Annotated in this window: 21 protein-coding genes and 1 pseudogene; 15 read left to right on the plus strand and 7 right to left on the minus strand. The window is 71.1% G+C overall.

Annotation, left to right across the window (positions count from 1 at the left end):
* Positions 1 to 144: 144 nt before the first annotated feature.
* Complete coding sequence (locus tag EEJ42_RS05170; RefSeq protein ID WP_123098812.1) at positions 145 to 753, minus strand: acyl-CoA-like ligand-binding transcription factor; 609 nt, start codon at positions 751 to 753, stop codon at positions 145 to 147.
* Positions 754 to 836: 83 nt separating this feature from the next.
* Here EEJ42_RS05170 and EEJ42_RS05175 point away from each other — a divergent pair, with 83 nt between their 5' ends.
* From EEJ42_RS05175 to EEJ42_RS52525, 4 genes and pseudogenes are all read left to right on the plus strand, one after another.
* Positions 837 to 1,772, plus strand: a complete 936-nt coding sequence (locus EEJ42_RS05175) for an oxidoreductase (protein WP_123098813.1) — start codon at positions 837 to 839, stop codon at positions 1,770 to 1,772.
* A 75-nt stretch (positions 1,773 to 1,847) separates the two neighbouring features.
* Positions 1,848 to 2,144 (plus strand): annotated as a pseudogene (locus EEJ42_RS54510) (MFS transporter); the annotation flags it as partial.
* Positions 2,143 to 2,724, plus strand: coding sequence for an efflux MFS transporter permease (locus EEJ42_RS52520; RefSeq protein ID WP_246096068.1), 582 nt, complete (start codon positions 2,143 to 2,145; stop codon positions 2,722 to 2,724). The pseudogene EEJ42_RS54510 and the gene EEJ42_RS52520, both read left to right, overlap by 2 nt.
* Positions 2,721 to 3,101 (plus strand): MFS transporter, encoded by a 381-nt coding sequence (locus EEJ42_RS52525; protein ID WP_246096070.1) that lies wholly within the window; start codon positions 2,721 to 2,723, stop codon positions 3,099 to 3,101. The genes EEJ42_RS52520 and EEJ42_RS52525 overlap by 4 nt, the downstream gene beginning before the upstream one ends.
* Here EEJ42_RS52525 and EEJ42_RS05185 read toward each other — a convergent pair.
* Positions 3,049 to 3,966, minus strand: a complete 918-nt coding sequence (locus EEJ42_RS05185; RefSeq protein WP_123098815.1) for an AraC family transcriptional regulator — start codon at positions 3,964 to 3,966, stop codon at positions 3,049 to 3,051. The genes EEJ42_RS52525 and EEJ42_RS05185 overlap by 53 nt on opposite strands.
* Positions 3,967 to 4,046: 80 nt before the next feature.
* Between EEJ42_RS05185 and EEJ42_RS05190 the strand changes: the two genes are divergently transcribed.
* The gene (locus EEJ42_RS05190) at positions 4,047 to 4,901 is read left to right on the plus strand and encodes an NAD(P)H-binding protein (protein WP_246096072.1); all 855 of its coding nucleotides are present in this window, start codon (positions 4,047 to 4,049) and stop codon (positions 4,899 to 4,901) included.
* A gap of 34 nt (positions 4,902 to 4,935) precedes the next feature.
* On the opposite strand, the gene EEJ42_RS05195 is transcribed toward EEJ42_RS05190, so the two are convergent.
* The gene (locus EEJ42_RS05195; RefSeq protein WP_123098848.1) at positions 4,936 to 5,853 is read right to left on the minus strand and encodes a LysR family transcriptional regulator; all 918 of its coding nucleotides are present in this window, start codon (positions 5,851 to 5,853) and stop codon (positions 4,936 to 4,938) included.
* Positions 5,854 to 5,986: 133 nt separating this feature from the next.
* Here EEJ42_RS05195 and EEJ42_RS05200 point away from each other — a divergent pair, with 133 nt between their 5' ends.
* Together EEJ42_RS05200 and dctA are read left to right on the plus strand one after the other, a co-directional pair.
* Entirely contained in the window at positions 5,987 to 7,105 is a 1,119-nt protein-coding gene (locus EEJ42_RS05200) for a PrpF domain-containing protein (protein ID WP_123098817.1), read from the plus strand.
* Positions 7,102 to 8,511: a C4-dicarboxylate transporter DctA gene (gene dctA, locus EEJ42_RS05205; RefSeq protein ID WP_123098818.1), complete on the plus strand. Its 1,410-nt coding sequence runs from the start codon at positions 7,102 to 7,104 to the stop codon at positions 8,509 to 8,511. The genes EEJ42_RS05200 and dctA overlap by 4 nt, the downstream gene beginning before the upstream one ends.
* A gap of 10 nt (positions 8,512 to 8,521) precedes the next feature.
* Here dctA and EEJ42_RS05210 read toward each other — a convergent pair whose 3' ends face one another.
* Complete coding sequence (locus EEJ42_RS05210) at positions 8,522 to 9,139, minus strand: LysE family translocator (RefSeq protein ID WP_123098819.1); 618 nt, start codon at positions 9,137 to 9,139, stop codon at positions 8,522 to 8,524.
* 134 nt (positions 9,140 to 9,273) lie between these two features.
* On the opposite strand from EEJ42_RS05210, the gene EEJ42_RS50645 reads away from it, so the two are divergent.
* Complete coding sequence (locus EEJ42_RS50645) at positions 9,274 to 9,435, plus strand: hypothetical protein (protein ID WP_184502943.1); 162 nt, start codon at positions 9,274 to 9,276, stop codon at positions 9,433 to 9,435.
* A gap of 28 nt (positions 9,436 to 9,463) precedes the next feature.
* Here the strand turns inward: EEJ42_RS50645 and EEJ42_RS05215 are convergent, their stop codons facing one another.
* Entirely contained in the window at positions 9,464 to 9,916 is a 453-nt protein-coding gene (locus tag EEJ42_RS05215; RefSeq protein ID WP_123098820.1) for a winged helix-turn-helix transcriptional regulator, read from the minus strand.
* A gap of 98 nt (positions 9,917 to 10,014) precedes the next feature.
* On the opposite strand from EEJ42_RS05215, the gene EEJ42_RS05220 reads away from it, so the two are divergent.
* From EEJ42_RS05220 to EEJ42_RS05235, 4 genes are all read left to right on the plus strand, one after another.
* The gene (locus EEJ42_RS05220) at positions 10,015 to 11,235 is read left to right on the plus strand and encodes an MFS transporter (RefSeq protein WP_184502944.1); all 1,221 of its coding nucleotides are present in this window, start codon (positions 10,015 to 10,017) and stop codon (positions 11,233 to 11,235) included.
* 98 nt (positions 11,236 to 11,333) lie between these two features.
* The gene (locus tag EEJ42_RS05225; protein ID WP_123098821.1) at positions 11,334 to 12,611 is read left to right on the plus strand and encodes an MFS transporter; all 1,278 of its coding nucleotides are present in this window, start codon (positions 11,334 to 11,336) and stop codon (positions 12,609 to 12,611) included.
* Positions 12,612 to 12,643: 32 nt separating this feature from the next.
* Positions 12,644 to 15,121, plus strand: coding sequence for a beta-glucosidase family protein (locus tag EEJ42_RS05230; protein ID WP_123098850.1), 2,478 nt, complete (start codon positions 12,644 to 12,646; stop codon positions 15,119 to 15,121).
* Positions 15,122 to 15,224: 103 nt separating this feature from the next.
* Entirely contained in the window at positions 15,225 to 15,863 is a 639-nt protein-coding gene (locus tag EEJ42_RS05235) for a TetR/AcrR family transcriptional regulator (protein ID WP_123098822.1), read from the plus strand.
* Positions 15,864 to 15,887: 24 nt separating this feature from the next.
* Here EEJ42_RS05235 and EEJ42_RS05240 read toward each other — a convergent pair whose 3' ends face one another.
* Entirely contained in the window at positions 15,888 to 17,858 is a 1,971-nt protein-coding gene (locus tag EEJ42_RS05240) for an APC family permease (protein ID WP_123098823.1), read from the minus strand.
* Positions 17,859 to 18,229: 371 nt separating this feature from the next.
* On the opposite strand from EEJ42_RS05240, the gene EEJ42_RS05245 reads away from it, so the two are divergent.
* Both EEJ42_RS05245 and EEJ42_RS05250 read left to right on the plus strand, forming a co-directional pair.
* Complete coding sequence (locus tag EEJ42_RS05245; RefSeq protein WP_123098824.1) at positions 18,230 to 18,796, plus strand: TetR/AcrR family transcriptional regulator; 567 nt, start codon at positions 18,230 to 18,232, stop codon at positions 18,794 to 18,796.
* Positions 18,797 to 18,938: 142 nt separating this feature from the next.
* On the plus strand, positions 18,939 to 19,862 hold the full coding sequence (locus EEJ42_RS05250; protein WP_184502945.1) for a CPBP family glutamic-type intramembrane protease: 924 nt from the start codon (positions 18,939 to 18,941) through the stop codon (positions 19,860 to 19,862).
* A 119-nt stretch (positions 19,863 to 19,981) separates the two neighbouring features.
* On the opposite strand, the gene EEJ42_RS05255 is transcribed toward EEJ42_RS05250, so the two are convergent.
* Complete coding sequence (locus EEJ42_RS05255) at positions 19,982 to 20,935, minus strand: AraC family transcriptional regulator (protein WP_123098825.1); 954 nt, start codon at positions 20,933 to 20,935, stop codon at positions 19,982 to 19,984.
* A gap of 96 nt (positions 20,936 to 21,031) precedes the next feature.
* Here EEJ42_RS05255 and EEJ42_RS05260 point away from each other — a divergent pair, with 96 nt between their 5' ends.
* Positions 21,032 to 21,874 (plus strand): NAD(P)H-binding protein, encoded by an 843-nt coding sequence (locus EEJ42_RS05260; protein WP_123098826.1) that lies wholly within the window; start codon positions 21,032 to 21,034, stop codon positions 21,872 to 21,874.
* The last annotated feature ends 216 nt before the right edge of the window (positions 21,875 to 22,090 follow it).

The following is a 22,090-nucleotide window of genomic DNA, read 5'->3' on the forward strand; positions in this document are numbered from 1 at the left end:
CGCACCGGGGACACCGCCGGTGTCGTCGGGCGCGGAGTGCGGACCTTTATGTGCACAGGCATGGTGGCCGCAGGTTCGCACCCGCCCCGTCGCAGCCGTGCCTTCGCGGCGTCACGGGTGCGTCGCCGGAAGTCCCCGCCTCTGCTACGCGACGGCGTCCAGCGCCGGGGCGATGACGGCGAAGGCCCGGTCGGTCAGTGCGGCGGGGTCCTCGGCGCCGTCGCTGTCGCTCCACCGTTGCAGCACGGCGTCGAACGCGGTCAAGGCAATTCCGGCGGCCAGTTGCGGGTACAGGTCCGTCGCGGGGTCCAGGTCCAGCCGGTCGGCAACCTCGGTCGCGAGTCCGTCGCGCCACTGTGCCTGACGCTCCAGGAAGCGGGCGCGGAGGGCGGGTGTGCGCAGGATCAGCTGCACCACGAGGAGCGCCTGGTCGGCATGGCCCGCGCAGGCGTCGATGGAGACCCAGACGGTGTGGCGCAGCGCCACCGACGGTGACTCCTGAGCGGGGCGGCTCGCCAGCTCCGTGCGCATGCCGGTGCCCATGTCGGCCAGGAACTGGATGACCACGTCCTCCTTGGACGCGAAGTACCGGAAGAAGGTCCGCTTGGACACGCCGGCGGCGATCACGATCTCGTCGACCGTGACCGCGTCGAACCCCTTCCGGGCCAGCAGCTTCAGCGCGGCCTCGGTCAGCTCGTCCGAGACGAGCTGACGCTTGCGTTGGGCCAGGCTCACTTCAGGGCGAGTAGTCACCCCTCCATCGTATAGGCCGATGCCATCGGTGGCATCAAGGATCGGTCTTGACACCGAATGCCACATGGGGCAGCTTGTGCCGTATGGGCAATCAGCAGCGCTGGACCGCCGAGCAGATCCCCGACCAGAGCAAGCGCGTGGTCCTCGTCACCGGAGCCAACAGCGGCCTCGGCCTGGCGACCACCCGGGCACTCGCCCGCAAGGGCGCGCAGGTGATCCTCGCCGTACGGGACGAGGTCAAGGGGCGCCGGGCGGTCGCGGAGATCACCGCGGAGCATCCGGCCGCCCAGCTCGAGGTGCGCCAACTCGACCTGGCCGACCTGGACTCGGTCCGCGCCTTCTCCGAGCGGCTGCACGCCGACCGCGCGCACCTGGACGTGCTCATCAACAACGCCGGTCTGATGGCGCCGCCCCGGACGCTCAGCCCGCAGGGTTACGAAGTGCAGTTCGCGGCCAACCACCTCGGCCACTTCGCGCTCACCGGTCTGCTGCTCGACCTGCTGGAGTCGGGGGACAACTCCCGCGTGGTCACGGTGAGTTCGCCCAACCACCGGCAGGGCACCATCTTCTTCGACGACCTCTCCGGTGAGCGCACGTACTCGCCCATGGGGTACTACAACCAGTCGAAGCTGGCCAACGCCGTCTTCGGCTGGGAGCTCCACAAGCGGCTCACCGCGGCCGGTAGCCCGGTGCGCAGCGTGCTCGCCCACCCCGGCTACACCTCGACCAACCTCCAGACGAGTTCGCCGGTCGGCATGGTGAAGTTCCTCTTCGGTCGCCTCCTCCTGCCGCTCGCCCAGACCCCGGACCAGGGTGCGCTCTCCCAGCTCTACGCGGCGACCGCCCCGAACGTGGAGGGCGGGCAGTTCATCGGCCCTGACGGCATGGCCGAGCTGCGCGGCGCACCGAAGCGGGTGGCGCTGGCCGAGAGGGCCTCCGACGCCGAGACCTGCCGCCGCCTGTGGGAGCTGTCGGAAGAGCTGACCGCCGTGCGGTTCGCGTTCTCGGCCGCTGCCTGAGCCCGGACTCGACGCTCCTGGTGTGGAGGGCTTCTCTCACAGATTTCGGCCCCCCTGTCGATATCCGGAACAGCCGTGTCCCTGGGCGACATCGCGGATGACCTGGGGTCCTCGTCAACAGGCGAGCAGTGGGCTCTCAACGGATACACGCTCACCTTCGCCTGCTCGACTCTCATCTGGGGCTCCATCGCGGACATCATCGGGCGATGGCGCGCACTGATGACCGGGATGGTGATCTTCGGTGTCGGCTCCGCCATGAGCCTGGTCGCCCCGAACTACCTGGTGCTGGACGTGGCCCGGCTGGTCGCGGGGGCCGGCGCGGGTGCCGTCTTCTCGGTGGGCACGGCGGTGGTGTCATCGAATTTCGAGGGTGAGCGCCGCACCCGTGCCTTCGCCCTCCTGGGATCGGTCGCCGGTCTGTCCCCTGGCCTTCGGCCCGTCCCTGTGCGGTCTGTTCACCCAGGTCGTCGGCTGGCGGTTCGTCTACGGATTCCAACTGGGCTGCCTGGTCATCGCGTGCCTCGGCATGCCGCTGATCCGCCGGGCGGCCGCCCACGAGAAGCGGCATGCGGCCCGGATCGATGTGGCCGGAGCCGTGCTCTTCTGCGTGGCGACCACTCTGACGCTCGGTGGTCTGGCGCTCGGTTCGGCGACGGGGTGGCTGTCGCTGCCCTTCCTGCTGTGCACGGCTGCCGGGCTCGTCGCCTACGGGCTGTTCGCGTGGCGGGAATCCACCGCGCCGAGCCCCCTGCTGAGCCTGCGCACGCTGCGGAACAAGCGCTTCTCCGGCATGACGTTGGTGGTCGCGGTGTCATCCTTCACCTTCACCAACGCGGTGGCCTACCTGCCGGTTTTCTTCCAGGGCGCCTACGGCTCCTCACCCGGTGCGAGCGGCGCGTTCTTGATGTTCCTGACCATGCCCGTGCTGATCTCCCCGCTGATCGCCGGATGACGTTGCCGATGGTGATCGTCGGCGCCGGATTCGGGCTCCAGGCCGGTCTGATCGACGGTGAGGCATTGGCGCAGGTGCCCGCGGAGGAGGCGGGCATGGCGGCCGGATGGATCAATACCGTCCGGCTGGGACGCGAGGCCATCGCGGTGTCGCTGTTCGGCTCCCTGTTCGCCAGTTTCGTGGGCAACGCCGACCACGCCTCCCGTCAGGGCTTCGCAGGCATCACGATCGGCTCCACCCTGTTCGCGGCGGTGATCGGTCTCCTGTCGGTATTCCTGCTGCGCCGAGGCCGACCGGGGGAAACGCCACCGCAGGCGCAGCGCCTCATCGCCCGGGCCTCGGAGCCGGTGCCGGGGCGCGGTGCTCGGTCGGAGTGATGCCGCGGAGCCGTTTGAAGGCGACGCTCAGCGCGAAGGCGTTGGCGTAGCCGACCTTCCGGGCGATCGAGCCGACCGTGGCGTCGGTCTCGCGCAGCAGGTCGGCCGCCACGTCGACGCGCCACGAGGCGAGGTAGGTCATCGGTGGTTCGCCGACCTGTGCGGTGAAGCGGCGGGCGAGCGCGGCGCGGGACACTCCCGACGCGGCCGCCAGGTTCGCCACGGTCCACGGGTGGGCCGGATCGTCGTGGAGCAGGTGCAGGGCGTGGCTCACCGCCGGGTCGTCCATCGCGCGGTACCACGGCGGCGCATGCGCCGCGGACTGGTCGAACCAGGTCCGCAACGTGGAGAGGAGCATCAGGTCCAGCAGCCGGTCGCGCATCGCCTGCTGTCCGGGTGCGTCCCGGGCGATCTCCTCGATGACCAGATCCCGCAGGGGGCGGTGGCAGTCGGCGTCGGGAAGGACCAGTACGTCGGGCAGCGCGTGCAGCAGCCGCCCGCTGATCTCGCCCCGGCCGGCGTAGGCGCCGCTGAGCAGGAGGGCCGAGCCGTCGGGGCCCTCGCCGGTCTCGTCCGCGTCGCGACGACAGTAGTCAGTGCTGGTGATCACGGCCTGTGGTGGGGTGGTTGGGTCGCCCGCGACCGTATACGGCGTCCGGCCGCGGAGGATCGCGATGTCTCCGGTGCCGACCGGCACCGCTTCGCCGTCCGCGGGGACGATCCAGGCCCGGCCGCGCAGCATCGTGGCCAGCGTCAGAGGTGAGCCGCTGGCGAACCGCAGGGACCACGGCCCGCTCATGACGGTCCGTCGGAACAGGGCGCCGCGTGCCCTCACCCCGTCCAGCAGTTCGGAGAGCACATCCACGCCCCTACTGTAGACGCGCAGACATCGAAGTGAGTCTCTGAGCCATGGACCGTCTCACGAGAAGTGGCTTGGCTGGTCTCATGACCAAGCATCCGATTCTGGTAACGGGCGGCACGGGCACGACCGGCGGCCGGGTCGTGCCCCGCCTGCGGGCGCAGGGGGAGCCGGTCCGGGTGGCATCGCGCTCCGGCGAGCCGTCATTCGACTGGCTCGACCGCGCCACCTGGGACGCGGCGCTGGACGGCGTGAAGGCGGTGTACCTCGTGCCGATCGACGGGGAACTCCTCACCCGTCCCTTCACCGAGCGCGCCGTCGAGCTCGGTGTCGAGCGCGTCGTGCTGTTGTCGGGCCGCGGCGTGGATGTGCCGGGGTACTCCGGCGAGGCCAACATCGCGGGCGCCACCCATGTGGACGGCGAGGCCGCGGTGCGCGACAGCGGTATCGCGTGGACGATCCTGCGGCCCACCTGGTTCGCCCAGAACTTCAGCGAGGGCAGCTTCCTGGACGCGATCCTCGCCGGTGAGCTGAGACTGCCGGCCGGGGAGGGCGCAGCCTCCTTCGTCGATGCCGAGGACATCGCCGCGGTCGCGGTCGCGGCCCTCACCGAGGACGGCCACGACGGGCAGACCTACGAACTCTCCGGGCCCCGGGCCCTGACCATCGCCGACGCGGTCGCGGAAATCTCCAACGCCACCGGACGCGATATCCGCTACGTCCCGCTGTCCCCCGGTGAGTTCGTCGCCGAACTCACCGGACAGGGATGGCCCGCCGCCGAGGCGGAGGACTACGCGGAGGCGGTGAGCCCCATCCGGCGCGGAATGGACAGCCACCTGTCCGACGGAGTGCGGCGCGCACTCGGCCGCCGGCCGCGTGACTTCACCGACTACGTGAAGGCGTCCGTCGGGGCGTGGGGCGCGGTGGGGGAGAGGGCGTAGGCGGCCGACCGCGTCGTGCGCGATGCCCTCCCCGTCAGGGCGGCGTTGCGCGCGGGCTGGCCGTGGCGCTGTCGCGCAGGAAGCCCGCGAAGGCCTGGGCGGCGGGGGTGAGGGCGTGGTCGGCCATGCGGACGAGGAGGATGCGGCGCACCGGGGCGGGGGGTTGCAGCGGCAGGACGCTGACGCCGCCGCGGATGCCTTCCAGGGCCAGGGTGGGGGCGAGGGCGACGCCGATACCGGCGGCGACCATCGCCTGGGCCTCCTGGTAGTCGTGGGCCTCGTAGGCGATCTGCGGCTCGAAACCGGCCGTGTGGCAACTGCGGGCGAGGGCCTCGGCCACCGGATGGTGGTCGGCGCGGGTGATCCAGGGGTCGTTCGCGAAGTCGGCGAGGGCGGCCATGGGGCGGTCGGCGAGGGGGTGGTCCTTGCTGACGAGGAGGGCCGGGGGGTCGTCGGCGAGTGAGGTGACGACGATGTCCTCGCGGTCGATGCGGTTCCAGTCGTAGTCCCACATCAGGGACATCTCGACTTCCCGGTTCTCCAGCATCGCCCACAGGCCCGCGATGCGGGCGCTGCGCACGGTCAGCCGTACGTCGGAGTGTGCTTCCCGGAAGGCGATCACGGCTCGGGGGAGGAGGGAGGCGCCGACGGTGGGGAAGGTACCGATGCGGAGGGTGCCCGTACGCAGTCCGGCGAAGTCGGCGAGTTCGTTCTCCGCGGCCGTCAGTTCGCGCTCGATCCGCTCCCCGCGTAGTGCGAGAGCGCGTCCCGCGTCGGTGAGCGTGACGCCCCGCGCGTGGCGCTCGAGCAGCGGTTGCCCGGCCTCCGCCTCCAGTCGGCTGACCTGCTGGGACACCGCTGACGGCGTGTAGTTGAGCGCCCGCGCGGTGGCGGTGACCGAGCCCCGGCGGGCGACCTCGGTGAAGAGCAGGATGCGCCGCACGTCCAGCACCCCGGCCACCTCCAGTCTTAACCTCAACTTAATACCCGTGCAGATTTCCGAGATTGTACTTCACGCTCTCTGCGCCCACCGTGGATCACACCCCGCACGGAAGTGCCGTCGGGGTTTCCACGAGGAGTCTGTTGTGCTGCGTCTCCAGGGCGAGATGATCCGCGGAGGAACCAGCAAGTGCTGGATCTTCGACCACCACGAGGTGGTGGCGACCGGCGTGGACGCCGACACCCTGTTGCTCGCCGCCTACAACGCCGCCGACCCCCGCCAGATCGACGGCGTCGGCGGTGCCTCCTCCACCACCTCCAAGGCCGCGATCGTCCGGACGTCGGCCGAGCCGGGCGTCGACGTCGAGTACGCCTTCGCACAGGTCGGCATCGGTGACGAGCGCGTGGAGTGGACCAGCAACTGCGGCAACTGCGCCACCGCCGTCGCCCTGTACGCCGTCCACAACGGCCTGGTGCGGATCACATCCGACTCCACCACGGTGCGGATGCTCAACGTCAACACCGGCGCCCGCCTCACCGGCACCATCCCCACCCCGGGCAGCACGGCCCCCGACGAGGGCGCGGCCGCGGTGCCGGGCACCGCCGCGCTCGGTGTGCCGGTCCTGCTCGGCTTCGAGGACCCCGCCGGTACGAGCACGGGCCGCGCCCTGCCGACCGGCCGCGCCCTGGACACCCTGACCGGGCCGACGGGCCCGGTCGAGGGGTCCCTGGTCGACGCCGGAGCCCCGGCCGCGCTGTTCGAGGCCAAGGCGTTCGGCCTCGACGGCACCGAGTCCCTCACCGCGTTCGCCGCGGCGGTACCCGCGCTCACCGCGCTGCGCCGTCAGGCCGCCCTGACCATGGGCCTGGCCGACCAGAGCGATCCGGTCAGCCATGCCGTGCCGAAGGTCGGCGTCGTCGCCCGCTCTGCCCCATACCGCACTACTCATGGCACCCTGATCAGTCAGGACGAGTACGACCTGGCCGTGCGCATGGTCTCCATGCACGCGCCCCACCCGGCGATCGGTCTCACCTCGGCCGTCGCGCTGGCCACCGCAGCCGCCATCCCCGGCACCCTCGCCCACCGCGTCGCCCGGCAGACCGCCGACGGCACCCTGCGCCTGGGCACCCCGGCAGGTGTCATCACCACCCGAGCCGTCCCCGCGCCGGACGGCGCGTCCCCCACGGTGCTGCTGCACCGCGCCGCCCGCCGCATCGCCCGAGCCGAACTTCTCGTTCCCGTCCTGGAAGGACGCCCCGCATGAGCCGCAACGATGCCGCCCCGGGTACCGCCACCGCTCCACCGCGCCGCATTCGCCGGCTGCTGTCCCTGCTCTACGTCCAATGCCTGATCGGCGTCGTCGCCGGGGCTGCCGTCGGCTGGCTGTGGCCGTCCTTCGGAGCCGATCTGAAACCCCTCGGCGACGGCTTCATCGCGCTGGTGCGCATGATGATCGCGCCGATCATCTTCTGTACCGTCGTCCACGGCATCGCCTCCATGGGCAACGCGCGCGCCGTCGGCCGGGTCAGCCTCAAGGCGCTGCTCTACTTCGAGGTGCTGACCACCGTCGCCATGGTGATCGGCCTGGTCGTCGTCAACATCGTCCAGCCCGGCAGCGGACTGCACGTCGACACCTCCACCCTCTCCACCGAGGGCCTTCCGCCGGAGGCGACCGCGAGCCACGAGAGCTTCGCCGCCTTCGTCCTCGCCATGATTCCGGACACCCTGCTCAGCGCGCTGACCGGCCACGAGATCCTGCCGGTGCTGGTGATCTCGGTGCTGTTCGGCTTCGGCCTGCACGCCAGTGGCGAGGCGGGATTGGGGATCGCCCAGGGCATCGAGAAGCTGTCCAAGGTCTTGTTCACGCTCATCCGCTGGATCATGCGGCTCGCCCCGGCCGGTGCCTTCGGCTCCATGGCCTTCACCATCGGCAACTACGGCCTGGACACCCTGCGCCACCTCTTCCTGCTGGTCGGCTCCTTCTGGCTCACCGCGCTGTTCTTCGTCCTGGTCGTCCTGGGCACGGTCATGCGCGTCAACGGCCTGCGCCTGCTGCCCTTCCTCCGCTACATCAAGGAAGAGCTGCTGATCGTCCTGGGCACCTCGTCCACCGAGCCGGTGCTGCCGCGCATGATGGGCAAGCTCCAACACGTGGGCGCGTCCAAGCCGGTGGTCGGCATCACGCTGCCCGCCGGGTACTCCTTCAACCTCGACGGCACCGCGATCTACCTGACCATGGGCTCGGTCTTCCTCGCCCAGGCCCTCGGCATCGACCTCAGCCTCACCCAGCAGCTGTCCATGCTCGCCGTCATGTTGCTCACCTCCAAGGGCGCCGCCGGAGTCACCGGCTCCGGCTTCATCGCCCTGGCCGCCACCCTCAGCGCCGTGCCGCACGTACCCGTCGCCGCCCTGGCGCTCATCTTCGGCATCGACCGCTTCATGTCCGAGGCCCGCGCCCTGACCAGCCTGGTCGGCAACGGCGTCGCCACCCTTGCGGTGGCCAAATGGGAGGGACAGCTCGACGAGGACCGCGCCAAGGCCGTCCTCCGCGGCGAGATCCCGTACCCCTCCGGTCCCGAGGCCGGGCCCGCTTCCGGTGAGAAGCCCGGGGACGACGGCCCGAAGGCAACGGCCGGAACGGACCGCGACCCCGTGGCGGCCGTCGGCTGACGGGGGCTCGTCAGCCGACCAGGCGTTCCGCCAGCAGGAACACACCGATGGCGATCATCATGGCACCGGAGACCCGGGTGACGGCCCGGGCCGCCGAGGGCCGGGTCTTCAGAACCGTGCGGGCGAGAACGCCGACGCCGAGGTAGACCAGGGCGCAGGCCGTCATGTGGAGCGTGCCCAGCAGACCGGTCTGCGCGGCCACCGGCCAACCGCCCGCGGGGTTGATGAACTGCGGAAACAGCGAGAAGTACAGCAGCAGCGCCTTGGGGTTCAGGCCGCTGATCCCGACCCCCTTGAGCATGATCTGCAAGCGGGAGGACCCCATGGCCTCATCGGACGCCGTCAGCGTCGTGGGCTGCCGCAGTACGCCGCAGCCCAGCCACACCAGATAGCCCGCCCCGGCGACCGTCAGCACGGTGAGCACGGTCGCCGAACTCGCCACGATCACCACCAGACCCGCGACGGCGAGCAGCGTGTACCCGACGTATCCCGCTATCAGCCCGGCGACCGCCGGGACCACCGACCGGTCCCGCAGCCCGGCCGAGATCGCGTACGCCCAGTCGGCGCCCGGGGTGAACACCAGCAGCAGATCCACTGCCAGGAAGGCCGCCAGCGTCGTCATGTCCATCGATCGATCCCTCGCATTCTTGCTCTGGGAGGGAAGGCTAGGCCGAAAAGGACCAAAGATGTTTGCGTTGTTGCCCCGCAATGGCCGCTGCCCAGGGAGAAGTTTTTCCATGGAAGCCATGCTCCGGAAGATTCTTGCCGAGCGCTCAGGTGAAGGAGCTGTGCCGCCCCGCACCTCCCGCGAAGTGGGACGCGCCCTCGGTCGCCTCGGCGCGCAGCGCCTCGACGCCGAGCCGGGCGCGCGTACTGCCCGGCGGCTACACCGAGTTGTCCGGCTCCGAGGCGGCACGCACCTGACGGATCGCTCGCACGGGCTCCGGCTGGATCACTCGGCGGAAACCTTGTGCACGGTGGTGTCGCCGGGGCTCAGCCGTCGCCCGTCCGCGGACAGCACTTCCAGGGCGCGGAGGGGGTGTCCCTCTCGGCGGTCGACCAGCTCCGAGTGCGGTTCGCCGGGGTCGAAGAAGTTCTGTTCGCCCCACTGCCGCAGTGCCACGATGACGGGGAAGAGCGCCTCGCCCTTCGGGGTCAGTGCGTACTCGCGGTAGGCGCTGCCGTCCGAGGCGGGGACGGATTCGAGGACGCCACCGGCGACCAGGGTGCGCAGTCGCGCGGCGAGGATGTTCTTCGCCACGCCGAGGCTGCGCTGGAACTCCCCGAAGCGTCGGCTTCCGTCGAAGGCGTCCCGCACGATCAGCAGGGACCACCAGTCGCCGATCGCGTCCACCGACCGGGCGACGGGGCATTCGCTGTCGTCGAAGCGTGTCCTGGTCACCATGGCGCGTCCCTCACTCTCACGATGGTTGCAACATGCTACCAAGCGGGATATTGTCCGCCACTGGTAGCAAGATGAAACCAGAATGTGGGGGAGTGCTGATGCCCGGCAACGGTGATGCCGTGACACGACGGGCCGAGGCCCGAGGCGGGGAGGGTTCCGCGTTCGTCCTGTCCCGTGGCGTCGTCATCCTGTTCGCCGTCGCCTGCGGAGCGGCGGTGGCCAACGTCTACTTCTCCCAGCCGCTCCTGGTGACGATGGGTCACGACCTCGCCATGAGCCCGGCATTGGTCGGCAGCGTGGTCACCCTCACGCATGTCGGATACGGGCTGGGGCTCTTCTTCCTGGTGCCGCTGGGTGACGTGGCCGACCGCAGACGGCTCATCGTGGGCCAATTGCTGCTGCTGGTGGTGGCGCTGGCCGTGGTGGCCACCGCCCACGCGGCGGCGATCCTGCTCGCGGGCATGGCCGCGACGGGGCTTCTCGCGGTCGTCACGCAGACGCTGGTGGCCTTCGCGGCGTCGCTGGCCCCTCCCGCCGAGCGCGGACGGGTCGTCGGTCTGGTCACCAGCGGCGTGGTCATCGGCATCCTGCTCGCCCGTACCGCGTCCGGCCTCATGGCCGATCTCGCGGGCTGGCGCTCCGTCTACCTCGCGTCGGCCTCGCTCTCCGCCGCGCTCGCCCTGGTCCTGTACCGAGTGCTGCCGCGCCACGGTGGCGCTCCGCCGGCAACCCTGCGCTACGGACAGCTCCTGCGCTCCACGGTCACCCTGTTCGCACGGGAACGACTGCTGCGGCTCCGGGCCCTGTTCGGTCTGCTGATCTTCGCCGCCTTCAGCACCCTGTGGAGCAGCGTCGCGCTGCCGCTCAGCGAGGCCCCGTACCTCCTGCCGCACAGCGCGATCGGGGCGCTGGGGCTGATCGGTGTCGCCGGTGCCCTGGCCGCGACCGTGGCGGGCCGCCTGAACGACCGCGGACTCTCCCGGCGGACCACCGGCATCGCCCTGGCCCTGCTCGCCGCCTCGTGGCTGCCCTTGGCCTTCACCCGTAGCTCGCTCTGGGCCCTGGCCGTCGGGGTGATCCTTCTCGACCTCGCCGTGCAGGCGGTCCACGTCACCAATCAGACGCTGATCTACGCACTGCACCCGGAGGCGGGCAGTCGGCTGATCGGCGGATACATGGTCTTCTACTCGATCGGCAGCGCCACCGGCGCCCTCGCCGCGACCTCCCTCTACGCGGTGGCCGGCTGGGGTGCGGTCTGCGCACTGGGCGCCGCGTTCAGCTGTCTCGGGCTCGCGCTCTGGGTGTTTATAACGGTCTGATATACAGACCGTGCACTCGGTCGGTCGCCGTGGTCTGATACCGGCCAGAACGTCGACGGAGGTCCTGAGCGCCTTCGCGTCGCGGCGAGGAGGCTGAGATGACGGTGGTGGGATCGGAGCCCGGGGCGGATGTGTCATCGGTGACGGGCGCGCCGACGCGGCCGGTCGGCAGATGGCTGGTGACCACGATGGCCCTGGCACAGCTGGGGTTGTTCCTGGCGCTGGCGGCCCCCGTGTTCGTCGGGCTGGCGGTCAAGGTGCAGGCCGTGGCGCCGGGGCACGAGGTCGGGGCGCTGGGGTTGGCGTCCACGGTGGGCGCGGTGGCGGCGTTCGTGGCGAACCCGGTGTTCGGGCGGATCAGCGACCGTACGACCGGCCGCTTCGGGCGCCGTCGGCCGTGGCTGGTGGCGGGCGTGCTGGGCCTGGCCATATGCCTGTTGATCATCGCGACGGCGCAGAGTCTGGCCGTGGTCGTGGTGGCGTGGTTCGTCGGACAGGTGTCGGCGAACGCGGCGCTGGCCGCCCATGTGGCGACCGTCGCGGATCAGGTGCCGATGTTCCAGCGGGGCAAGGTGGCCGGGCTGCTCGGGGTGATGCAGAACCTCGCGATCCTGGGCGCCGCCTACGCGGGCAAGTTCTTCAGCGGGCACGTGCTGGTGCTGTTCCTCGTTCCCGGCCTGGTGGGGCTGGGACTGATGGTGCTGTTCGCCGTCGTCCTGCCGGATCGCCCGCTGCCGCACCGGCCGCCGCGCGAGGGTGGGGTGCGCACCGTGCTGAAGACGTTCTGGGTGAACCCCCGCCGGTACCCCGACTTCGCCCTGGTCTGGGTGTCGCGGTTCCTGCTCGTCCTGGCCTCGTATCTGTTCACCACGTTCCGGCTGCTCTACCTCCAGCACGAGTTCGCGCTGTCGGTGGCCCGGGCGACCGGGGTGATGGCCACCGGCGTGCTGGTCTACACGATCGCCCTGGTCATCGCCGCGCAGACCACCGGATGGCTCTCCGACCGGCTGCGGCGCCGGAAGGCGTTCGTGTTCTCCGCGACGCTGGTCTTCGGGCTCGGCCTGGTCATGCTGATCGGCGCCGGTTCCCTCGAGATGTTCTACCTCGCCGAGGTGGTGTGCGGGCTGGGCTACGGCATCTACATGGGGGTGGATCTGGCGCTGGTGATCGACGTGCTGCCCGACCCCGACGACGCGGCGAAGGACCTCGGCGTGTTCAACATCGCCAACGTCGGCCCGCAGTCGATCGCGCCAGGTCTGGGAGCGGTGTTGATCGGCGTCGGGGGCAGCCACAACTACACGGTGCTGCTGACCACCGCGGCCGCCATCTGCCTGGTGGGAGCACTGGCCATCCTCCCGGTGAAGAAGGTCCGTTGACCCCCGAACTCCGTCGCAGAGAAATGGACATCATGACCGCTGACGCACCCGACGACCTGGCGGGCCGCATCGAGAAGGCGATCGAGTCGCTCGATCTCGAGCGGAAGGTGCGCCTGCTGACCGGGGCGGCGATGTTCGCGCTGCACGCCGAGCCCGCGATCGGGCTGGCCGAGGTGCGGTTGTCGGACGGCCCCACGGGAGTGCGGGGCCCGGAGTTCACGGGTGGCCGCAGGTCCTGTCTGCTGCCCAACGCCACCCTGCTGGCCCAACACTGGGATGTGCGGGTGGCGGAGGAGGTCGGGGCGCTCCTGGCGGAGGAGGCCGCCGCGCACGACGCGCACGTGGTGCTCGGCCCGACGATCAACCTGCATCGCACTCCGCTGGGCGGGCGGCTGTTCGAGACGTACAGCGAGGACCCGCTGCTGACCGGGGCGCTGGCGGGCGGTTTCGTCAGCGGGCTCCAGCGGCACGGGGTCGCCGCGACCCCGAAGCACTTCCTCGCCAACGAGTCCGAGACCGAACGCACCACCGTCGACTCGGTCATCGACGAGCGGACGTTGCGCGAAGTGTATTTGCTGCCCTTCGAGATGGTCGTGGCCGATGCCCACGCATGGTCGGTCATGGCCGCGTACAACGGGGTCAACGGGACGCCCGCAACCGAGCACACCGAACTCATCGACGGGGTGCTCAAGGGCGAGTGGGGCTTCGACGGCGTGGTGATGTCCGACTGGTACGCCACCCGCTCCACCGTGGCCAGCGCCGCCGGGGGGCTGGATCTGGTGATGCCCGGACCCGACGGGCCGTGGGGACACCGCCTGGTGACGGCCGTGCGCGCCGGTGAGGTCGAGGAGAGCACCGTCGACGAGCACCTGAGGCGACTGCTTCGACTGGCCGCCAGGGTCGGCCGGTTCCCCGCCTCCTCTGCCGATGCCTCGCCCGACGCCGACGCCGATGCCGATGCCGAGACCGACCGCAGCCACGGCCTGCCCGCGCCGGACAGCCCCGCCCGCCGTGCCCAGGTGCGGCGGCTCGCCGCGGGTGGCATGACCGTGCTCGTCAACCGGGACGGTGTGCTGCCCCTCGCGGCCGACACCGGGACCGTGGCGGTGATCGGACGGCATGCCGTCGAAACCATCGTTCAGGGCGGTGGCTCGGCGAAGCTGCGTCCGCCCCATGTGGTGTCCGTCGCCGATGGACTGGTCGCCGCGCTCGGCCGGGACCGGGTGGCCGTGGTCGACGGGGTGGAGGTCCGGCACCGCCCGGTGCCGGTGCCGGACCTGCTGCGCGACCCGGAAACCGGGCTGCCCGGCATGCGGGTCACCGCTCGGGACGCCACCGGCGCGGTGCTGGAGTCCCGTCACACCGAAGTGACCGAACTCGTCACGGGACGCGGCGGCTGGCTCGACAGCGCCGACACCATCGAACTGACGGCCCGGATCGCGCTGGACGCCCCGGCCCGTATGCAGATCGGCGTGACCGGGCTGGGCGAATGGACCGTCCGGGCCGGGGCGCAGCGGTACGCCATCGACCAGGACGGCGCCGCGGCGTTCTCCGCGGGCGTGCTCAATCCACCGGCGTGGACCACGCAACTCGACCTCGAACCCGGCGCGATCCTCACGGCCACCCGCCCCCGGCTGGTGGAACACAGCCGCTGCGGCCTGATCGCGCGCCCCGCCTCACCCTCACCGGCCACGGCGATCGGCGCGGCGGCCCGTGCCGCCGCCCGCGCCGATGTGGCGGTCGTGGCGGTCGGCCTGACCGACGAACAGGAAACCGAAGGGCTCGACAAGACGACCCTCGCGCTGCCGGGGGAGCAGGACGCCCTGGTGGCCGCGGTCGCAGCGGCGGCGCAGCGCACCATCGTCGTGATCAACGCGGCCACGCCCGTGCTCATGCCCTGGCTCGACCGGGTCGACGCGGTGCTGTGGGCCGGACTGCCCGGCCAGGAAGCCGGCGACGCGGTCGCCGCCGCGCTGCTCGGCGAGATCGAACCGGCCGGGCGGCTGGTCACGACCTTCCCCGCCCATGACGGCGACGGTCCCGCCTGGGACACCACCCCGACCGACGGCGCGCTCGCCTACACCGAGGGCGCCGCGTTCGGCTACCGCGGATGGGCCACACCCCGGTGTCCGCAACCGCTGTTCTGGTTCGGCCACGGGCTGGGCTACGGCGCCTGGCGCTACGAGCGCGCCGACGCGACCGTCGACGACGGCATGGTGCGCAGGGTGCGCGTCCAGGTCACCAACATCGGAGCCCACCCCTCACGCGAAGTCGTCCAGCTCTACCTTCGACCGGCCGACCCCGCAGAGCCGGTCCGGCTCATCGGCTGGGCGGGTGTGCGCGTACGCCCGGGCGAGACGGCGACCATCGAGGTCCCCTGCGACCCTCGTGCCCAGCGCCGTTGGGACACAGGCGCACGGGTGTGGCGGCCGCTGCCGGGCGGCCAGGTGCTGGTCGCGCGAGGGCTCGGCGACACGCGCATTACGCTGACCCTGCACCCGACGCACTGACCTTGCGCCCGGCGCGCCGACCCCGGCGCATTGACCGCCGGACCCCGGCGCGCCGACCCGAGCCCGGACCGCCTGACCGCCTGACCCGTAAGGAGTACGCCCCATGTCCTTCCCACCCCGCTACCGCACCCCCCGTGCGAGGTCCCGGGTGGAGGCCGCAGGCGCCGAATCCCGTGCGAAGGCGGTCCGGGCCGCCATCGAACTCTTCTCCACCGCCGGTTACCGGGGTACCAGCATCGCTCTGGTGGCCGAGAAGGCCGACCTGTCCCAGTCCGGTCTGCTGCATCACTTCCCCAACAAGGCGGCGCTGCTCGCCGCGGTGCTCGAACACCGCGAAGCCGAGGACGGGCGGTTCCTCGCCGGTACCGATGACCGCCCACCGCTCGGCTGGGCGGCCTTCGACGCCCTCACCTCGCTCGTGGCGCGCAACTCCACCCGGCCCGAACTCGTCGGGCTGTTCGTGCGGCTCTCCGCCGAGGCCACCGAGTCCGGTCATCCCGCCCACGCGTGGCTGCTCGACCACTACACCAGCACCCGCAACTGGCTCACCGACGCCATCCGCGACGGTCAGCAGCGCGGCGAGATCCACCCCGACGCGCCCGTCGCCGTCCTCGTGCGCCTCACGATCGCCACCCTCGACGGCTTGCAGCAGCAGTGGTTGCTCGACACCGGCGGCACGGACATGGTCGCCGACTTCACCACCTTCGTCTCCGGGCTGCGGACGCAATGGGACGTGAAGTGACGCCGTGTCGGCGGCGGGCCGCGCTCAACCCACGTGGACGTGAGGGCGGCGGGCGCGGTCGGGTTCGGCTTCGCGGAGGACTTCGCGGGTGACGGGGGCGACCTCTCCCTGGCCGAACAGGAAGAACCGCAGGAACTGGGCGAAGGGGCTGCCCTCGGTCCACTCGAAGTAGATGTGTGGTCGGCATCCGGTCTCGTCCCGCACGTGCAGCAGCAGGGCGGCCAGTGAGTTGGGGATGCTGGAGCCGTCGAGGGTCAGGACGCGGTAGCGGCCGTGCAGGACCTCGCCCCGTACCCGTACCGCTGTTTCGAAGTCGGAGGGGTCGCGGACGGTGACCTCGACGAAGATGAAGTCCTCCTCGCCGGGGGTGTCGTTGTCGGCCCGTATCTGCTGGACCTTGTCGCGGTACTCGGCGGCGTCACGGTTGTCGGGCTCGTTGGCGATGAACCGTATCCGGCGGGTGGCGGTGTCCCGGACGAAGCGCTCGGCCAGGTCGTCCAGCTCCATGTCGGTGACCCGCAGTTCGAAGGCGCGGGCCAAGCGGGACAGCAGGGACACGGCGATGATGCCCGCGATGAAACAGGCGCCGATCTTCACACCGTCGGGGCGTTCGACGACGTTGACCGCGGTGGTGTAGAGGAAGACCACGGAGATGGCCCCGAACGCGATGGTCCAGCCCCGCTGCCGGGAGCGGCGGGCGGCGATGGTGACGGCGACGGCGGCGGAGGTCATCAGGACCAGCACCCCGGTGGCATAGGCGCCGCCCTGGGCGTCCACGTCGGCGTCGAAGATCCAGGTGACCAGGAAGCCGATCAGGGTGAAGACGAGCACCATGGGGCGGACCGCGCGGGCCCAGTGCGGTGCCATGCCGTACCGGGGCAGATAGCGCGGCATGAGGTTGAGCAGCCCGGCCATGGCGGAGGCGCCCGCGAACCACAGGATGCCGATGGTGGCGGCGTCGTAGACGGTGCCGAAGGCCGAGCCCAGGTACTGGTGGGCGAGGTAGGCCAGGGCGCGGCCGTTGGCCGGGCCGCCCGCCTTGAACGCGTCCTGCGGTATCAGCAGGGTGGTGATGAAGCTGGTGCAGATCAGGAAGCCGCTCATGATCACCGCGGCGGTGGTGAGCAGCTTCCGGGTGTCCCGGATCCGGCCGGTGGGCCGCGCCTCGGTGTCGCCGGGGTCGCCCCGGACGTGGGGCATGACCGCCACGCCGGTCTCGAACCCGGACAGGCCGAGGGCGAGCTTGGGGAAGACCACCAGCGCCAGACCGACCATGATCAGGGGGTTGCTGTGCTGGGCGGTCAGCGCCTGTGACCAGTCGGTGACGACGTGGGAGGCGGTGGCCACATGCCACAGCCCGACGATCACCACGACCGCGTTGAGCGCGAGATACGCGCCCACCAGGGCCACCGCCACGCCGATGGCCTCGGTGAACCCCTTGAGGAAGACCGCTCCCAGCAGGGCGACCAGGCCCATGGTGATGGCGACCTCATGGCCGTGCAGGAGGCTGGTGAAGTGCGGGTTCTCCACCAGGTGGGTGGAGGCGTCGGCCGCGGAGAGGGTGATCGTGATCAGGAAGTCCGTCGCGGCGAAGCCCAGCAGCGTCAGCACGAAGAGCTTGCCCTGCCAGAACGACAGCAGCCGCTCCAGCATCGCGATCGACCCCTCGCCGTGCGGGCTCTCCTTGGCCACCCGCCGGTACACCGGCAGCGCCCCGGCCAGGGTCACGGCCACCAGGACGAGCGTGGCGATGGGGGAGAGCAGCCCGGCGGCCAGGGCGGCGATACCGGGCTGGTAGCCGAGGGTGGAGAAGTAGTCCACGCCGGTCAGGCACATCACCCGCCACCAGCGCTGACCCCGGTGCTCCTCGGACGGCTGAGCGTGCGGCCCCGGCTGGCGCTTGGCCATATCGGCCAGCCCCTCCAGCATCCAGGACCGCAGGCGACCACCGGAACGGTTCTCCGGAGGGGTCTCCACATCGGTGGAGGTGGCCATCGTGCACTCCTGTCGCATCACGAGAACAAGCTGCTGTAGAACAGCCCCGGCCAGCGTAAGCGTCCGTGTCCGGCATGGTGGGTTCGGGGGCTTGCGTTACGGAACGTCCCCAGCGGGGCACAGGTGCCGCGCCGGACTTCGCCGGTCCGGCGGGCATGGCACGGGGTGAGCGCGCTGCCGCAAGTGCGAGGGATGGACGCTCTGTTGCCTCGCATAGTCCGGGCGATCAGGCGCCATGGATCGTACGTGCGTTTGTGCGGGAGGTCGGTTCGGGTACGGTCACCCGGGAGGTGGTAGCTCGTGAGGGGCGCACCCGAGTGAGCCGGGGCCCGCGTGTCCACTTGTCACAGGAAGAACATCAGGAGAGGCCCATGAGCGCGCCAGCACGCCGTACGGATGCGGTGGAGAACCGGACCCGCATCGTGGAGGCCGCCCGTGCAGCCCTCGCCGAGTCCCCTCACGTCCACCTCAACGAGATCGCCAAGCGCGCCGGGGTAGGACAGGGAACGCTCTACCGGAACTTCCCCAACCGCGAAGCGCTTCTCGCCGAGGTCTACCGGCGTGACGTCGAAGAGCTCGTGACCGCCGCCTCCGCCCTGCTGGCGGAACACGAGCCCGTGGAAGCCCTGCGCCACTGGCTCGACCGCGTGATCGACTACGCCGAGATCAAGCGCGGCGTCCTGGCGGCGCTCGAGCCGGTGGCGTGGCAGGACCTCGTCGCCCACAGCCACAACCCCATCGAAGGCGCCCTCACCCAGCTGCTGGACGCCGGGAAGGAGACCGGTTCCCTCCGCACGGACGTGGACGCCCACGGGGTCCTGCTGCTCATCGCCTACCTCGGCCGACTGGACCGGGATGAGTGGGAATCCACGGCACGGCCCCTGATGAACGTCATCCTCGACGGCCTGCGCCGAGGGGACGCGGACCTGCTCTCCTGAGGCTGACGTTTTTTGCGGTGAACGTGTTCCGTCAAAGGATGTACGTGCGTTTCCTCCGCGAGGACGACGGTCATGACGTGGCGGCAGGTGAGGCTGGAGAGCGCCTGAGGTGCCCAGCCGAGAGCCGAGAGCCGGGAGAACCATGTCCGAACTTCGCCACCGAGCATCCGCGTCCGACCGGGGCGGGGCCGTGGCCCGGGCCCTGGGCGGTGGCCTCGTCATGGCCGTGGCGCTCGGCGTCGGCACCGGGCTCGGCCCGGCCCTCGCCGACGCCTGCGGGGTGGGCGGCTTACCGGCCCGGCTGATCCCCGCAGCGCTCGTCAGCGCTGTGGCCGTACCCCTGATCCTTCGTGCCGCGCGCCCCGGTTCACTCGGTTTCGGAAACGCGGGCCTGCGTCTGCACGCTTTCCTCATCGGGGTCGGCGTGACGGTCGCCGCGGCGGCGCTCGTGCTGGGCGCGGGCACGGCCGCCGGGATGCTGGATTGGGCGCGACCCGACCCCGCGGCCCTCGTCGGCTTCGTCCTCTCCAACGCACTTGTCGCGCTGCTCCTGGAAGCGCTGCCCGAGGAGACCACGCTGCGCGGCTACGCCTGGACGTCTCTGCGCGAGCGGTTCGGGGCGATGGTCTCGGCCCTGGGCACCACGGCAGCCTTCCTGTTGGTACCTGGTGTCTCGACGGTGGTGGAGGCCGGGGTGGCGCGGCTGGTCGGCGAGGAGCCCCCGCCGATCGGGCCGGCGCCGGCTGGGCAGCATCCGGTCGACTATCTCGTCCTGCTGACCGTGTTCGGCCTGATGCTCGTCGCCGCCAGGACGGCCGTGGCCGGGGCTCCGCTGTGGGCCACGATCGGCGCGCACCTCACCTTTCTGACCGTCAACCGGGTCGTGCTGGAAGGCAACGAGCGTGATGCGGGTTGGTCCGTGGACCAGACGACACCGGACGCGGTGCTGCTCGTCCCCACGTATCTGCTGGTCGCCACCGTCGCGTTCCTCGCGTATGGCCGCATCGCACGTCGTGGCTCGCCTGGCGGTCGACTCCATACCGGGAGAACCCGCCGGACCGGGTGATCGGCACGGACGACATCGTGTTCGCCGACTTCGGTCGACTGCGGCCACTTCATCCCCGAGGAACGCCCCGGTGTCCTGCTGGCCCACCCGCGGAAGTTCCTTGCCTGAAGCGTGGTTCTTCAGACGTTCGAGCCGGTCGCGGTGCGGCGGAACTCGCTCGGGTTGGCGCCTCGTACCCGTTTGAACGCCGCGCTGAACCCGAAGGGGTCGGCATACCCCACGGTCCGGGCGACGTCCGCGATGGTCGCGGCCTGCTGCTCGACCAGGAGGTCGGCCGCCAGCGTCATGCGCCACCGGGTGAGGTAGGTCAGCGGCGGTTCGCCGACCAGGTCGGCGAACCGCTTGGCCAGCGTCGAACGCGACACCCCGGTGCGATCGGCCAGCGCGGCGACCGTCCAGGGTGCCGCCGGTTCGGCGTGCAGCAGGCGCAGCGCGTGGCCGACCACCGGGTCCCGCTGGGCGGCCCACCAGGCCGGGGGCTCGCCCCCTGGCCGGTCGAACCACTCGCGCAGCGTGCAGACCAGCATCCAGTCCAGCAGCCGGTCGAGGACGACCTGTTGGCCCGGGGTGTCGACGGCGACCTCGGCGGCGACGTGGTCCAGCACGGCGTCGGCCGTGCCCCCGGCGTCCACGCGCAGGACGACGGGCAGCGCGTCCAGCAGCCGGCGGCTGATCTCGCCGCGCACCGGATAGGCGCCGACGATCAGGGTCGTCGCACCGCGGCCGTCACCGGCGTCGTCCTCGCCGCAGTCGTTCCAGCCGAGCCGGTGCCGGGTCCCGCCCTGCTCGGGCGTCGCGCAGTGCTCACCGCATGCGAGCGGTTCGGCCGGGGTGCCGACCTCGTCGACGAAGGTGAACGTCGCGGGGCCGCGTACGACGATCGTCTCGCGGGTGCGAAGCGGTTCGGGCGGACGCTGCTCCGGCACGATCCAGCCCGCCCCGGTGAGGACGGTGCACAGGGTCAGCGGCGCGCCGTCCACGAAGTGCAGGGACCAGGGCGGGGACAGCGTCGAGCTGCCGAACAACGAGCCGTGGGCTCGCACCCCGCGGATCAGATCACTGAACGCGTCCACCTCGGCGAGTTTAGACGAATACCTCTGGACGCATACGCAGGAGATCCGGCTTCTTGCCCATGGGATCGTCCGGGGCACCCGTGTTCAATCGGCGTCATGAGCAACGGCAACGACACCACTCTCATCCTCGGCGCAACCGGCAAGACGGGTCGGCGGATCGCCGCCCGGTTGCGGCTGCGCGGCACGCCGGTGCGTGCCGCCTCCCGATCGAGCCGGACCCGGTTCGACTGGTCCGACCCCCGCAGCTGGGACGCGGCCCTGCGCGGTATCGCCGCCGTCTACGTGGTGGCCCCGAGCGTGCCGGGCCCGGTGCACGAGTTCGTGGCCCGGGCCGAGGCCGCCGGAGTGCGGCGGCTGGTGCTGCTCTCCGGGCACGGCGCCGACACCTGGGGCGACTCCACGTTCGGGCTGGACATGCGGTCGGCCGAGGACGCCGTGCGCGGCTCGGCGCTGGAGTGGACCGTCCTGCGGCCGTCGAACTTCGCCCAGAACTTCGACGAGGACGTCTTCCACGCCCCGCTGGTCGCCGGGGAACTGGCGCTCCCGGCCGGTGCGGTTCCCGAGCCGTTCATCGACGTGGAAGACGTCGCGGACGCCGCGGCCACGGTGCTGACCGAGCCCGGTCGGCATGCCGGGCGGGTCTACGAGCTGACCGGGCCGCGCGCGCTCACGTTCGGTGAGGCCGTCGAGCTGATCGCCCGGGCGTCCGGGCGGCCGCTCACGTACCGTCAGATCTCGCCCGCCGAGTACGCCGCGACGCTGGTCGGGGAGGGCTTGAGCGAGGACGACGCCCACCACGTCGCCGAGATGTTCGTGATGATGGAACGCGGGCTGATCGCCGCGACGACGGACGACCTCGCCACCCTGCTGGGACGGGCGCCCCGGACCTTCGAGGACTACGTGGTGCGGGCCGCGGCGGCGGGGGCCTGGGGACGGTGATCGCCCGCATCGACGCCGACCACCCAGGCCTGGAGGGTGTCACAGGCCGGACCGCGGGTGGCGACATCATCGTGCGCCCCGGACCGGGGCGCATCGTCCCAGGTGATGCGGTGAAAGGCGGCGGACCCTATCGCGTTACGGTGTGGGACCGAAAGCGACGGCTGAGGGCCTCCTCATGTCACCCACCGAGCGGTCGAGGGTTCGTCTGCGGCGGAC

It is taken from the genome of Streptomyces botrytidirepellens (genome assembly GCF_003721215.1).
Classification (GTDB): domain Bacteria; phylum Actinomycetota; class Actinomycetes; order Streptomycetales; family Streptomycetaceae; genus Streptomyces; species Streptomyces himastatinicus.